This window comes from Streptomyces sp. NPDC050433 (assembly GCF_044458565.1).
Lineage (GTDB): Bacteria > Actinomycetota > Actinomycetes > Streptomycetales > Streptomycetaceae > Streptomyces.
The window spans coordinates 45,277-58,132 of sequence record NZ_JBITIB010000008.1 but is presented as its reverse complement, the minus strand read 5'-3'; the positions used below and the strand labels follow the sequence as shown (position 1 = coordinate 58,132).

Below are 12,856 nucleotides of genomic sequence, written 5' to 3'. Positions count from 1 at the left end.
TGGCGTCGCGCCCCCGTCACCGGGGGCCGCGACGTCACTTGCCGAGAAGCTTCTTGATCTTCTTGGCGTCGCCCGGGGCCAGCTCGACAACGCCGGTCAGGCGTCGGGTCACTCGCGACGACTTGTGCTCGAGCAGGTGGCGCTTGCCGGCACGCTCACGCATCACCTTGCCGGAACCGGTGACCTTGAAGCGCTTGCTGGCACCGCTGTGCGTCTTGTTCTTCGGCATAGCGCCGTTCTCTCCTCGTCAGTGGCGCTCCCGGCCGGTTCGGGCCGGCTCCTGGGAGCGTCAGTTGTCTCATCGGAAGTTCCGGGCGGAACCCTCGGGCGCCTGGATGGCCGCCCCGTGGGTCACGCGTCGGAGGACGATTCGGCCGGAGCCTCGGCGTCGGCGTTCGCACGAGCCCGCGTGGCGTCCGCGGACGCTTCCACCTGGCCGTCGGACGCGTGTCCCTGGCGCTCCGCCTTGCGGGCCGCCTGGGCCTCGCGGGCCTCGGCCATGGCTTCGGTCTTCTTCTTGTGCGGGCCCAGAACCATGATCATGTTCCGGCCGTCCTGCTTCGGGTTCGACTCGATGAAGCCGAGCTCCTCGACGTCCGAAGCCAGCCGCTGGAGCAGCCTGAAGCCCAGTTCCGGGCGGGACTGCTCACGACCACGGAACATGATCGTGATCTTGACCTTGTCGCCCTGCTTGAGGAACCGGACGACGTGACCCTTTTTGGTGTCGTAGTCGTGCGGGTCGATCTTCGGCCGGAGCTTCATCTCCTTGATGACCGTGTGCGCCTGGTTCTTGCGCGCCTCACGGGCCTTCATGGCCGACTCGTACTTGAACTTCCCGTAGTCCATGAGCTTGCACACGGGCGGACGGGCGGTCGCCGCGACCTCGACCAGGTCCAGGTCGTACTCCTGCGCGAGCTCCAGGGCCTTCGCAAGCGGCACGATGCCGACCTGCTCGCCGCTGGGGCCGACAAGGCGGACCTCGGGAACACGAATCCGGTCGTTAATGCGGGGCTCAGCGCTGATGGATCCTCCTCGGTAGCACCACACGACTGTCTGGCAGACAGCCGCGTAACGTCTGTTTCGTCAGACCAACCGCGAGGGGAAAGCAAAAATGCCCCGAACGGGACACAGGCGGCAGCTCCATGAATACCGGAACACCGCCGCGTCAAACCGCGGGGCGTATCGGGCGGCTCCATCGTCCGTACGGAACGATGGGCGCCGCCTGACCGGTGACCCGCCGCCCCAAGGGGCAGCCAGGTGGGAGAACGGAGCCTCCACTTGTGGGTCGGCCACACTCGTGTCCGACCGGTCGTAACACAAGGTTAGCAGCACGGTGGGCATGCTGCTAACCGTCGTGCGCGGGGTGATCGGAGGGTGACCGCGGCAGCGGCGGCCGAAACGCCGGGGCCTATCGTGTGCGGCATGAGCGACACGCCCTCCCCCCAGGACTCCCCCGACTTCGACGCCATGACCCGCGACATCGCGGAGGTCCCGGCGGTCGAGGTGATCGTGACGGTCGCCGTCAACCTGATGAGCGCCGCCGCGGTGAAGCTCGGTCTCACGGAGGACGGCGACGCGCACAAGGACCTGGACGAGGCCCGCAAGCTCGTGCACGCGCTGGCCGGGCTGATGGACGCGAGCGCGACGGAGATCAGCTCCTTCCACGCGGCGCCGCTGCGGGACGGGCTGAAGTCGCTCCAACTGGCCTTCCGCGAGGCGTCGCTGGTCCCGGACGAGCCGGGCCAGGGCCCCGGCGAGAAGTACACGGGACCGGTCTACGGCTGATCGTCGGCCGGCCTACGGCTGATCGGAGCCGGTCTTCGGCTGATTCCGCACGAACAGGGGCTCGCCCGGAGGTGAGGCGGCGGCAGGCAGCAGTGCCAGGTCGAGACCGCGCACCAGGCGGGCCCTCAGCACGTCGTCCGCCGCCAGCGCGCCCGCGATCCGCCGGACCGCGTCCGCCGGGGCGGCGCCTTCGACCAGGACGAGCGCGAGCATGCCGTCGGCGTCACCCGGACCGAGATGCGCCCTCAGTACGGAGGGCTCGGCGGCGACCACGTCTCTCACCGCCGTGACCACGGCAGGGTCGTCGAGCGGGTCGGTGCTGGTGCGGCCCTCGGCGAGCGCGAACAGGGCCGGTCCGGCGAGTTCGTACGGCACGGGCCCCGCCAGGTCGATGACGACGGTGTCGGCCTTCTCGTGCGCCGCCGCGCTCAGCGCCTGGTGCAGCGGTACGGCGACGGGGCGCGCGGCCGGGTCCCAGCGGGCCAGCGAGGCTGTGGAGGTGAAGGCGGGCAGGGCACGCCGGCCGCCGGCCTGGAGGGTGGGCACAGCCATGTCGCTGTTCTTCTCGCGCCGCAGCCCCCTCTCGTCCTCCTCGGTCTCGCCGAGGACCGCGACGACGGGGACGAGGAGCCGGGCGCCCTTGAGGGCGGCGAGAACGCGCGGCTCGGCGGTCCGATCGCCGGACCAGACGGCGAGGGCTTCCGTGAGGGCGGGGTCGGCCGTGCCGTCGTCGTCGGAGAAACCGGAATCCGGAATGTTCTTGAGAGCCACGGGCCGAGCCTAGTGGGCGTGCTGTCCCTGCCCGGCGACGGAGGGCAGAATCAGCGGCGGACCGAGGGGGACACATGCGCGCTTGCGGCGAACCGCTCGTCGGGACGGCCGACGAGAACGTCACGTACGACGTCGCCGTACGCGACACGGCCACCGGCACCACCGCGGCGTACCGCCACGCCCCCGTCCCCGCCCCCAACCACCCCACCGCCAGCGTCGTCAAGCTCGGCATCCTCGCCGCGCTGCTGCTGCGCGCCCAGGACACGGACCGGGAGCCGACCCCGCAGCAGCGCGCCTCGGCGGCCGACATGATCGAGCGCAGCGACAACGACGCGGCCACCGCGCTGCTGAACGCGGTCGGCGGCGCCGGCGAACTGGACGCGGCTCACCGGCGGCTCGGTCTGCGCGAGTCGGCCGCGGCGCCGGACTGGGGCATGACGCGTACCACGGCGACGGATCAACTGGCGCTGCTGGGCGCCGTGTTCGGCGGTGGACCCTCGCCTCTCGACGAGCGCTCGCGCGCCTTCGTCCGGGACCTGATGACCCGTGTGGTGCCGGATCAGGCGTGGGGCGTCTCGGCGGCGGGCAGCGCGCCGGCGCTGAAGAACGGCTGGATGCCGTTGAGTGCCACCGGACTGTGGGTCGTCAACTCGGTCGGCCGCGTCACCACCGGGGACCGCGACTACCTCGTGGCCGTCCTGTCGGGCGGGCATCCTACGAAGGACGCGGGGATCGCCCTGGTCGAGGCGGTGGCGCGGGCCGCCGTCAGCGCCACCGGCGGCGGCCGATGAGCGGTCCGCCGCGCCAGAGGACCACCGCGCCGGCCAGCAGCAGGGCACCGAGGCCGCCCGCGAGCGGGGCGAGCCAGGCGGCGGGCTCGGACCCTCCGGAGGCGTTGTCGGGCCCGCGGCCGAAGTACTGCTTCGTGTAGCCGGTCGCCTTCTTCGTGTCGGCGGTGGCGGTGCTCAGCCTGGCGCCCGCCTTGATCGCGGCGGCCGGGTCGACGATGCCGTAACCGGTGGAGTCGTCGCGGCCGCCTTCCGGGGCGTCGCGCGCGGTGTCGGCCAGCAGCTTCTTGATCTGCGCCGGGCTGAGGTCGGGGTGGGCCGCGCGTACGAGGGCAACCGCGCCGGAGACGAAGGCGGCGGCGGCGCTGGTGCCCCAGCCTTCGTAGTAGCGGCGGTCGGGGTCCGCTATGACGACGTCCACGCCGGGCGCGCTGACGGTCGCGTACCAGCGGCGCGTGGAGAACGCGGCGTGGGTGCCGTAGCGGTCGACGGCCGTCACGGCGATCACGCCGGGGTACGCCGCCGGGTACGAGACGCGGTCGCCCTTCTCGCCGCCGTTGCCGGCCGAGGCGACGACCGCGGCGCCCTTGGACAGGGCGTACTGCACGGCGGCGTCCTCGCCCGGCTCCGGGTGGGCCGACTCGCTGTCGTCGCCGAGGGAGAGGTTGATCACGTCGGCGCCGTTGTCGGTGGCCCAGCGGATGCCGTCGGCGAGTGAACCGCCGCGCGACTTGCGGGCCTTGGCCCGGTCCGGGTCGGTGCCTTCGAGGATCACGCGCACCGGCAGGATCTTCGCCTCCGGGGCGATCCCGAGGACGCCCTTCCCGCGATCGGGGCCGTACCCGTGGCCCGCGATGATGCCCGCCATGGCCGTGCCGTGGCGGGCCCAGGCGCGGTCGCCGCTCTTGGCGCCGAAGCCGATGAGGTCCTTGCCGGTCAGGACCTGCCCGGTGAGGTCGGGGTGGGTGGGGTCGACGCCGGTGTCGAGCACCGCGACGGTGATGCCCCCGCCCTTGGTGGTGCGCCAGGCGTCGTCGGTGTTCATCGCTTCCAGGGCCCACTGCTGGGCGCGGATGACGTCCGCGTGGGCGGGCGTCGCGGGGACGGCCAGCAGGAAGGAGGCGGCGGCGAGGGTGGCCGCCACCCGGTGCGCGCGGCGCCTGGTCGGTGTCGGGGGTGTCGTCATCCGGGCTGCTCCGTTGCCTTGCCGACTGATCCACGCAGACCCCGCTCGACCCGTTCGGCGACGCCCTCCGCGTCATGGCCGAGACCGGACTGGGCGGCGTCCGTCTTCGCGCCGTCCGCGGTGGCCTTGTCGGCCGGCTGCGGGTCGGGGACCCGGCGCCCGTCGGCGAAGCCGGAGACCGCGTAGACGACGACCGGCGCCTCGGTGAGGACGTTCACCGTCCAGCTCGCGCGCTGACCGTCGCCGAAGCCGGCGGCGACGGTGCCCTTCACCGGGTAGGTGCGGGGCATCAGATCGGTGCGTTCCATGAGCTTCTCGTCGGCGAACCGGGCGCCCAGTGCCTTCATTGCTTCCGGTTCGGCCTCCGTGAAGACCATGCCGACGGTGATGACGGCGCTGTTGGTGACGTCCGTGTAGGTCGCCCGCAGGACCCGTTCGCAGCCGACCGGACGGAGCGTCTTGAGGAGGAGGGGGTCGAGCGCTCCGGCACAGTCGTTCTCGGGTGCCACGGCGACCCGATTCCAGGTCCGGTCGGCGCCGCCGGGACCCGCGCCGTCGCCCTTGATGGTGGGCGGGAAGAAGGTGTCGACGGGGGTGCTGTGCCAGAGCGTACGCAGTGGTCCGTACCCGGCGCCCGGCGCGGCGTCGGCGGACGAGTCGCCGGTCAGCCAACTGCCGGTGACTGCGCCGCCGATCAGACCGAGGCCGAGGACCACGCAGGCGATCGCGGCGGCCGTCCTGCCGGGGTGGCGGGCGGGCACGGGGCGCAGCCGGGTGGTCGTTTCGGCGGGGGTCACGGGAGGCTCGACCGGTCGGCGGTAATGCGGGGCCGGGGGCCCGGCCGGGCGCTGCGGGGCCTCGGAAGCGACCTTGTAAGAAGGAGGCAGCGGCGGGAGGGGGGTGGAGACGCCCGTGGACGCGAAGGGCGGCGGCGTCAGCGGTCGTGGTGGTGCCGCGGGGCGCCGGGTGGGCCGGGGCGGGACCGCGCCGGTGGGCTTCGGGGCCGGGGGGACGGGGCGCAGGCGGGCCGTGTCGTCGTCGAGGGGCACGGTGGATCGCGGGGTCGTGCGCGCTGCGGGGGTGCGCTGGGCGGGGGGCCGCTGGACGGGTGGTCGCTGCGGCGGCGGTCCGGCCGGGCGCGGGGGTATGGCGGGCTGCCCGCCCGAGGACCGGCCCGCTGTTTCGGGAGGCATGGGGCCCGGCATGTCTGCGAGGCGCTCGGAGGCCTTCGGTGCGGGAAGGCCCACGGGCTTCGGGGCCGGAAAGTCGTCGGGCTTCGGGGCCGGGGTCCTGGCCGGCTTCGGTGCGGGGGTCCCGGCCGGGGGGCGCTCCGCCTCCGTACCGGAGGTACCGGCGGCGGGTCCGGGCCCGGAAGCCCCGGCGGGGCCGACCGGATCGGCGGGCTCCGCGGCGGGCTGTGCGGGCTGCGGTTCCGACGGTGGCGGGGGGCTCGCAGGGTGGGGCGGTAGGGGCGCGCGCCGCGCTTCGGTACTCATCCGCCCCCCTGGGATCACAGCCTTGTCCACGACGGATCGCCGTCCGGGGCAGGCCCGTTCGTCGCCGCGTGGGCGTCACTCTACGGGCTGCCGAGCACCCCGCGGGAACAGGTCCGCAGGTCGGGGGCGGATCTGACCAGAACATCCCCCTACCGTCGGGTAAGCCCGTCTGGCAAGCTCGGACGATGACTCCCCGCGCCGCCGACAGGGCCCGGTACGACCGGGCCACCGCTCATCTGGACGCTCCGCTCGCCGTGGTCGATCTCGACGCCTTCGACGCCAACGCGGACGATCTCGTCCGCCGGGCGGCGGGCAAACCGATCAGGGTCGCCAGCAAATCGGTGCGCTGCCGCGCGCTGTTGGAGCGGGTCCTGGCGCGCGACGGGTTCGCGGGCGTCATGTCGTTCACCCTGGCCGAGTCGCTGTGGCTGGCGCGTGCCGGCTTCGACGACGTACTGCTGGCCTATCCGTCGGTGGACCGGAGCGCGTTCGCCGAGCTGGCCGCCGATCCGAAGCTGGCCGGAGCCGTGACGGTGATGGTCGACGATCCTGCGCAGCTGGATGTGATCGACCTCGCGCGGGCGGGCGGTACGGAGGAGATCCGGGTCTGCCTGGAGCTGGACACGGCGTTCCGGCTGTTCGGCGGGCGGGTGCGGATCGGGGCGCGGCGCTCGCCGCTGCGGGAGCCGGCCCAACTGGCCGAGCTGGCCAGGTCGATCGCCCGTCGGCCCGGTTTCCGGCTGGTGGGACTGATGGCGTACGAGGGGCATGTCGCGGGTGTCGGCGACGCGGTCGCGGGCCGGCCGCTGCGCTCGCGCGTGGTACGGCTGATGCAGTCCGCCGCGCGCGAGGAGCTGGCGGAGCGGCGCAGGGCCGTGGTGCGCGCGGTGCGGCTGGTGGCGCCGGAGCTGGAGTTCGTCAACGGCGGTGGCACGGGCAGTGTGCAGCACACCGCGGCCGAGGACTCGGTGACGGAGATCGCCGCCGGGTCGGGGCTTTACGTGCCGCGGCTGTTCGACAACTACACGTCGTTCACGGGCCGTCCGGCCGCGCTCTTCGCGCAGCCGGTGGTACGCAGGCCGGGTGTCGGCGTGGTGACCGTGCTCGGCGGCGGCTATCCGGCGTCCGGCCCGGCGGGCCGGGACCGGCTGCCGGAGCCGTATCTGCCGGAGGGGCTGCGGTACGACGCCCAGGAGGGCGCCGGCGAGGTGCAGACGCCGCTGCTGGGCTCCGCCGCCGACGATCTGCTGATCGGCGACCGGGTGTGGTTCCGGCACGCGAAGGCCGGGGAGCTGTGCGAGCGCTTCGACGAGCTGCTGCTGATCGAGGGTGACCGGGTGACGGCGACGGTCCCGACGTACCGGGGCGAGGGCCGTACGTACCTCTGAGACGGGTCGTGAGGGGGCGGCGCCCGCCGGACCCTCAGGAGGGGCCGATGGAGCTGCCGACGCCGCCCGTCGCGTCGCCGATTCTCCGGATGCCCTCGGTGATGGTGTCCATGCCGCTGAGGGGCGGGCCCTTGGGCCCCGCGTCGAAGCCGAATCGCACGATGATCAGTGATTCGGCGCCGATGGTCGAGGGGAAGGCCAGCGACTGGACGTAACCGCCGGGCCCCGAGCCCGTCTTGACCTTCCAGCGCACCAGGTATCCGGTCCGTCCGGCGACGGTGACCGCCTCGGACTTGACGACCGTGTGCGAGGTGACGCCTCCGTAGTAGGAGTTGCCGATCGAGTCCTCGTCGTACAGAGCGTCGGACGCGTCCTGGATGTCCTCCTTGGCGAGGGCTTCGGGTCCGGCCGCGTCGGTCTGGGTGGCGGTGAAGGACATGACGCTGCCGTATCGGCAGTACCGGTTGGTCTCGCCGGGACACTCGTAGTCCGCCACGGTCGTCATGGTGACCGACCGGTCGACGACGCTGTCCGACTTCTCCCAGTCGTCCGGGATGGGCAGGGTGATGCCGTTGAGCTGGTCGACCAGCACGGTGGGGTCCGCGCTCGGCTCGTCCGTGGGGCTCGCGCCGCCGGTGTCGTCCGTCGGGCCGGGCGCGGGCCCGGTGGTGGTCGCGGCGGCCGGGGGCGCGGTCTTGGGCTCGTCGTCGCCGAGCAGCGTGACACCGACGACGATCGCGACGGTGAGCACGAGCCCGGCGGCCACGGCGGCGACGACCCGGCCCCGCCGACCGCCACCGGGGCCACCGCCCACCGCGAGAGGCACCGTCTGCGGTTGCTGGTACGGCTGTTGGTACGCGCCGCCGATCGGCCGCGTGTGCGCGGTCCAGGCGTTCCCGTCCCACCAGCGCTCGGTGCCGGGCGCGCCTTGGTCCGCGTACCAGCCGGGCGGCGTCGTCATGCTCATCCCGCAAGCCTAGGCGGCGTGCCCGCGAGGGCTACAGCGGAGTCACGTACGCCCCGCCGATACCGCCGTCCACCATGAAGTCCGTCGCGTTGACGAACGACGCGTCGTCGCTGGCGAGGAACGCGACCGCCGCGGCGATCTCCTCCGCCTCGGCGAACCGCCCGCCCGGAATGTGCACCAGACGGCGCGCGGCCCGCTCGGGGTCGCTCGCGAACAGCTCACGCAGCAGCGGTGTGTTGACCGGTCCGGGACAGAGCGCGTTGACCCGGATGCCCTCACGGGCGAACTGCACGCCCAGCTCACGTGACATGGCGAGCACACCTCCTTTGGAGGCGGTGTACGAGATCTGGCTGGTGGCCGCTCCCATGGTCGCGACGAAGGACGCGGTGTTGATGATCGAGCCGCGCCGCTGCCGGCGCATGTAGGGGATGACGGCCTTGCAACAGAGGTACACGGAGGTGAGGTTGACCTCCTGGACCCGGCGCCACGCCTCGATACCGGTGGTCAGGATCGAGTCGTCCTCGGGCGGCGAGATGCCCGCGTTGTTGAACGCGACGTCGACGCTGCCGTACGTGTCGAACGCCTTCTTGAAGAGGGCGTCGACCTGGTCCGCGTCGGTGACGTCGACCCGTACATACGTGCCGCCCACCTCGTCGGCCGCCGCCTTCCCCGCCGCCTCGTCGATGTCGCCGCAGACGACGTGTGCGCCCTCGGAGGCGAGCCGGCGGGCGGCGGCGAGACCGATGCCGCTGGCCGCCCCGGTGACGACGGCGGTACGGCCGACCAGCCGGCGGCAGACAGGCGCCTCGGCGCTCTGGTTGATCTCGTCGGACATGGATCAGGCCTCCGTACTGATGAAGATGTTCTTGGTCTCGGTGAACGCGGTGAGGGCGTCGGGGCCCAGCTCACGGCCGACGCCGGACTGCTTGTAGCCGCCGAAGGGTGTCGAGTAGCGCACGCTGCTGTGGGAGTTGACGGACAGGTTGCCGGCGGCGACGGCGCGTGAGACGCGCAGCGCGCGGCCGAGGTCGCGGGTCCAGAGGGAGCCGGAGAGCCCGTACGCGGTGTCGTTGGCGAGGCGGATCGCGTCCTCCTCGTCGTCGAAGGGAAGCACGACGGCGACCGGGCCGAAGATCTCCTCGGTCACGGCGGGGTCGTCGGCGGCGACATCGGCGAGGACGGTCGGCGGGAACCAGAAGCCCGGTCCGTCGGGGGCGCTGCCCCGTACGGCCGCCCGGCCCTCGGGGACGTACCCGCGCACCCGCTCCAGTTGGGTGCGCGAGATCAGCGGACCCATCTGGGTCTTCTCGTCCGACGGGTCGCCGACGACCACCGACCGGACGGCGGGGGCGAGGAGTTCGAGGAAACGGTCGTACGCGGTGCGCTGGACGAGGATGCGGGTACGGGCGCAGCAGTCCTGTCCGGCGTTGTCGAGGAAGGCCATCGGCGCCTCGGCCGCCGCGCGTTCCACGTCGGCGTCGGCGAAGACGATGTTGGGGCTCTTGCCACCGAGTTCGAGGGTCACGCGCTTCACCAGCCGCGCGCCCCTGGCCATGATCTCCTTGCCGACACGGGTCGAGCCGGTGAAGACGATCTTGGCGACGTCCGGATGCTCGACCAGCGCCTGCCCCGCGATGTCCCCGGCGCCCGGCAGCACCTGGAACAGATGCTCGGGAAGGCCTGCTTCCAGGGCGAGTCCGGCCAGGCGCAGCGCGGTCAGCGGGGTGGTCTCGGCGGGCTTGAGCAGTACGGCGTTGCCTGCGGCGAGGGCCGGCGCGGTGCCCCAGGCGGCGATGGGCATGGGGAAGTTCCACGGGGCGATGACACCGACGACACCGAGCGGTTCGAGGAGGGTGATGTCCAGTCCGCCGGCGACCGGGATCTGACGGCCCGTCAGTCGCTCCACTCCCCCGGCGGCGTAGTCGAGGAGATCGCGGACGTTGCCGGCCTCCCAGCGGGCGTTCCCGAGGGTGTGGCCCGCCTCCGTGACCTCCAGCCGGGCGAGTTCTTCGATGTGGTCGTCGACAACGGCGGCGAAGCGGCGCAGCAGGCGCGCGCGGTCGGCGGGGGCCGCCCCGGCCCACCGGCGCTGGGCGGCGGCGGCCCGTACGACGGCGGCGTCGACCTCGGCGGGGCCGGTCGCCGGGACGGTGGCGACGACCTCCTCGGTCGCCGGATTGAGGATCCGATGGGCGTGGGGCTGGTCGGGCACGTCTTTCTTCCTCACATGCGTTCGAAGGAGCGGCGCAGCTCCCAGTCGGTCACGGCGGCGTCGAAGGCGGCCAGTTCGACACGGGCCAGGTTGAGGTAGTGGGAGACGACCTCGTCCCCGAAGGCGGCCCTGGCGATGGGGCTGTGCTCCCAGAGTCCGGCGGCCTCGCGGAGGGTGGTGGGGACCTGCTCGTACGCGGAGGTGTAGGCGTTCCCCGTGCAGGACTCGGGCAGATCGAGCTGGTGCTCGATGCCGTACAGACCGGCCGCGACCAGGCCCGCGACCGCGAGGTGGGGGTTGACGTCGCCGCCGGGCAGCCGGTTCTCGAAGCGCATGGAGCGCCCGTGGCCGACGACGCGCAGCGCGCAGGTGCGGTTGTCGTTGCCCCACGCGACGGCGGTCGGGGCGAAGGAGCCGGGCGCGAAGCGCTTGTACGAGTTGATGTTCGGCGCGTACAGCAGGGAGAAGTCGCGCAGCGCGGCGAGTTGGCCGGCCAGGAAGTGGCGCATCACGGGCGACATGCCGTGTGCGTCGTCGCCCGCCATGACGTTCGTGCCGGGTTCGTCGGCGGACTGGAGCGAGAGGTGGATGTGGCAGGAGTTGCCCTCGCGCTCGTTGTACTTGGCCATGAAGGTGAGCGAGACGCCTTCTTGGGAGGCGATCTCCTTGGCGCCGGTCTTGTAGATCGCGTGCTGGTCGCAGGTGAGCAGGGCCTCGTCGTAACGGAAGACGATCTCGTGCTGGCCGGGATTGCACTCGCCCTTGGCGGACTCGACGCTCAGCCCGGCGGCGGTCATGTCGTTGCGGATCCGGCGCAGCAGGGGCTCGATACGGCCGGTGCCGAGGATGGAGTAGTCGATGTTGTACTGGTTGGCGGGGGTGAGGCCGCGGTAGCCGCTGTCCCAGGCCTGCTCGTAGGTGTCCTTGAAGACGATGAATTCGAGTTCGGTGCCGACGTGCGCGGTGTAGCCGTGCTCGGCGAGCCGCTCCAGCTGACGGCGCAGGATCTGGCGGGGCGCGGCGACGACCGGTGAGCCGTCGTTCCAGGCGAGGTCGGCGATGAGCATCGCCGTCCCCTCGTTCCAGGGGACGCGGCGCAGGGTGGAGAAATCGGGGTGCATGGCGAAGTCGCCGTAGCCGCGGTCCCAGGAGGACATCGCGTATCCCTCGACGGTGTTCAGCTCGACATCGACGGCGAGCAGGTAGTTGCAGCCCTCGGTGCCGTGTTCCAGTACGTCCTCCAGGAAGAACTTGGCGGCGAACCGCTTGCCCTGGAGTCTGCCCTGCATGTCGGGGAAGGCCAGGACGACGGTGTCGATCTCGCCGCTCACCACGAGGGCGCGCAGCTCCTCGACGGAGAGCGGGGGTGTGCGGTCTGCCACGGGACAACTCCTCCATCGGCCAGCCGGGGACCTTAAGGTATTCCGGGAGACCATTGCTTGGGAAGGGGAAACGGCGACGTGGCGAAGAAGGATGCGGCGGAGGAGAGTGAGCCCGGCGACCGGCTGACGCCCGTCCTGCGCCCCGTGCGTGCGGGCAACGGCTTCGAGGAGGCGCTGGAGCAGATCATGCAGGTGCTGCGCCTCGGTCTGGTGGCGGGCGGTGAACGGCTGCCCGCGGAGCGGGAGCTGGCGGAGCGGCTGCGGATCAGCCGGGTCACGCTGCGCGAGGTGCTGAAGGTCCTGGGCGAGCAGGGGCTGGTGGAGAGCCGGCGGGGGCGTTACGGCGGCACGTTCGTCCTGCCGCGGCCCGACACCCCGCGGCAGCAGGTCGAGGAGGAGCTGCGCCGCCGGGTCGCCGGGGTGGACATCGAGGACGTGCTGCGCTTCCGCGAGGTGCTGGAGGTGGGCGCGGCGGGCCTGTGCGCGGCGCACGGCCTGTCCGAGGACGGGGCGGCCCGGCTGCGTACGGCACTGGCGGCCACGCACGACGCCCCGCTGGGCGACTACCGGCGGCTGGACACGCTGCTGCATCTGACGCTCGCGGAGCTGTCGGGGTCGGCGCGGCTTACCGAGCAGTACGCCTCGGTGCGGGCGACGGTGAACGACCTGCTGGACTGCATCCCGCTGCTCGTACGGAACTTGGAGCACTCCCAGCAGCAGCACACGGCGCTGGTGGAGACGGTCCTGGACGGCGACGCGGACGCGGCGCGCGAGGTGATGCGGGAGCACTGCGGCGGAACGGCGGCGCTGCTGCGGGGATTTCTGGCCTGAGAGCGGGGTAGCGGGGGGGGTGGTGGGCTACGAGGGGTCCGTAACAGCCG

Annotated in this window: 13 protein-coding genes; 4 read left to right on the top strand and 9 right to left on the bottom strand. The window is 72.4% G+C overall.

Going from position 1 to position 12,856, the window contains the following annotated elements; genetic code table 11:
- Window positions 1-34: 34 nt before the first annotated feature.
- Both rpmI and infC read right to left on the bottom strand, forming a co-directional pair.
- Window positions 35-229 carry a 50S ribosomal protein L35 gene (gene rpmI, locus ACIBLA_RS12020; RefSeq protein WP_363246452.1) on the bottom strand — a complete coding sequence of 65 codons (195 nt, stop codon included), beginning with the start codon at window positions 227-229 and terminating at the stop codon, window positions 35-37.
- Between the two features lie 122 nt (window positions 230-351).
- On the bottom strand, window positions 352-1,047 hold the full coding sequence (gene infC, locus ACIBLA_RS12015; RefSeq protein ID WP_399198494.1) for a translation initiation factor IF-3: 696 nt from the start codon (window positions 1,045-1,047) through the stop codon (window positions 352-354).
- A gap of 375 nt (window positions 1,048-1,422) precedes the next feature.
- On the opposite strand from infC, the gene ACIBLA_RS12010 reads away from it, so the two are divergent.
- Window positions 1,423-1,785: a DUF1844 domain-containing protein gene (locus tag ACIBLA_RS12010; protein ID WP_363246450.1), complete on the top strand. Its 363-nt coding sequence runs from the start codon at window positions 1,423-1,425 to the stop codon at window positions 1,783-1,785.
- Between the two features lie 12 nt (window positions 1,786-1,797).
- Here ACIBLA_RS12010 and ACIBLA_RS12005 read toward each other — a convergent pair whose 3' ends face one another.
- Window positions 1,798-2,556 carry an SseB family protein gene (locus ACIBLA_RS12005; protein ID WP_363246449.1) on the bottom strand — a complete coding sequence of 253 codons (759 nt, stop codon included), beginning with the start codon at window positions 2,554-2,556 and terminating at the stop codon, window positions 1,798-1,800.
- A 74-nt stretch (window positions 2,557-2,630) separates the two neighbouring features.
- Between ACIBLA_RS12005 and ACIBLA_RS12000 the strand changes: the two genes are divergently transcribed.
- On the top strand, window positions 2,631-3,347 hold the full coding sequence (locus ACIBLA_RS12000) for a serine hydrolase (RefSeq protein ID WP_399198493.1): 717 nt from the start codon (window positions 2,631-2,633) through the stop codon (window positions 3,345-3,347).
- Here the strand turns inward: ACIBLA_RS12000 and mycP are convergent.
- On the bottom strand, window positions 3,322-4,530 hold the full coding sequence (gene mycP / locus ACIBLA_RS11995; RefSeq protein WP_363246447.1) for a type VII secretion-associated serine protease mycosin: 1,209 nt from the start codon (window positions 4,528-4,530) through the stop codon (window positions 3,322-3,324). The two genes, ACIBLA_RS12000 and mycP, sit on opposite strands and share 26 nt — an antisense overlap.
- A complete protein-coding gene (locus ACIBLA_RS11990; protein ID WP_363246446.1) occupies window positions 4,527-5,327 on the bottom strand; it encodes a hypothetical protein in 801 nt (266 codons plus the stop codon). The genes mycP and ACIBLA_RS11990 overlap by 4 nt, the downstream gene beginning before the upstream one ends.
- Window positions 5,328-6,211: 884 nt before the next feature.
- On the opposite strand from ACIBLA_RS11990, the gene ACIBLA_RS11985 reads away from it, so the two are divergent.
- Window positions 6,212-7,414 (top strand): amino acid deaminase/aldolase, encoded by a 1,203-nt coding sequence (locus tag ACIBLA_RS11985; RefSeq protein WP_363246445.1) that lies wholly within the window; start codon window positions 6,212-6,214, stop codon window positions 7,412-7,414.
- 34 nt (window positions 7,415-7,448) lie between these two features.
- Here the strand turns inward: ACIBLA_RS11985 and ACIBLA_RS11980 are convergent, their stop codons facing one another.
- Genes ACIBLA_RS11980 through ACIBLA_RS11965 form a run of 4 tightly spaced genes read right to left on the bottom strand, consistent with a single transcriptional unit; the run spans window position 7,449 to window position 11,975 of the window.
- A complete protein-coding gene (locus ACIBLA_RS11980) occupies window positions 7,449-8,381 on the bottom strand; it encodes a DUF2510 domain-containing protein (protein WP_399198492.1) in 933 nt (310 codons plus the stop codon).
- Window positions 8,382-8,412: 31 nt separating this feature from the next.
- Window positions 8,413-9,216 carry a 3-oxoacyl-ACP reductase gene (locus tag ACIBLA_RS11975; RefSeq protein WP_363246443.1) on the bottom strand — a complete coding sequence of 268 codons (804 nt, stop codon included), beginning with the start codon at window positions 9,214-9,216 and terminating at the stop codon, window positions 8,413-8,415.
- A gap of 3 nt (window positions 9,217-9,219) precedes the next feature.
- Complete coding sequence (locus ACIBLA_RS11970) at window positions 9,220-10,593, bottom strand: aldehyde dehydrogenase family protein (RefSeq protein WP_363246442.1); 1,374 nt, start codon at window positions 10,591-10,593, stop codon at window positions 9,220-9,222.
- A gap of 11 nt (window positions 10,594-10,604) precedes the next feature.
- A complete protein-coding gene (locus tag ACIBLA_RS11965) occupies window positions 10,605-11,975 on the bottom strand; it encodes a glutamine synthetase family protein (RefSeq protein WP_399198491.1) in 1,371 nt (456 codons plus the stop codon).
- 78 nt (window positions 11,976-12,053) lie between these two features.
- On the opposite strand from ACIBLA_RS11965, the gene ACIBLA_RS11960 reads away from it, so the two are divergent.
- Window positions 12,054-12,806: a FadR/GntR family transcriptional regulator gene (locus tag ACIBLA_RS11960; protein WP_399198490.1), complete on the top strand. Its 753-nt coding sequence runs from the start codon at window positions 12,054-12,056 to the stop codon at window positions 12,804-12,806.
- Window positions 12,807-12,856 lie beyond the last annotated feature (50 nt).

Coding starts and splice junctions, on each gene's coding strand:
- rpmI (WP_363246452.1), bottom strand. CDS start 229: ATGCCGAAGAACAAGACGCACAGCGGTGCCAGCAAGCGCTTCAAGGTC.
- ACIBLA_RS12010 (WP_363246450.1), top strand. CDS start 1,423: ATGAGCGACACGCCCTCCCCCCAGGACTCCCCCGACTTCGACGCCATG.
- ACIBLA_RS12000 (WP_399198493.1), top strand. CDS start 2,631: ATGCGCGCTTGCGGCGAACCGCTCGTCGGGACGGCCGACGAGAACGTC.
- mycP (WP_363246447.1), bottom strand. CDS start 4,530: ATGACGACACCCCCGACACCGACCAGGCGCCGCGCGCACCGGGTGGCG.
- ACIBLA_RS11985 (WP_363246445.1), top strand. CDS start 6,212: ATGACTCCCCGCGCCGCCGACAGGGCCCGGTACGACCGGGCCACCGCT.
- ACIBLA_RS11980 (WP_399198492.1), bottom strand. CDS start 8,381: ATGAGCATGACGACGCCGCCCGGCTGGTACGCGGACCAAGGCGCGCCC.
- ACIBLA_RS11975 (WP_363246443.1), bottom strand. CDS start 9,216: ATGTCCGACGAGATCAACCAGAGCGCCGAGGCGCCTGTCTGCCGCCGG.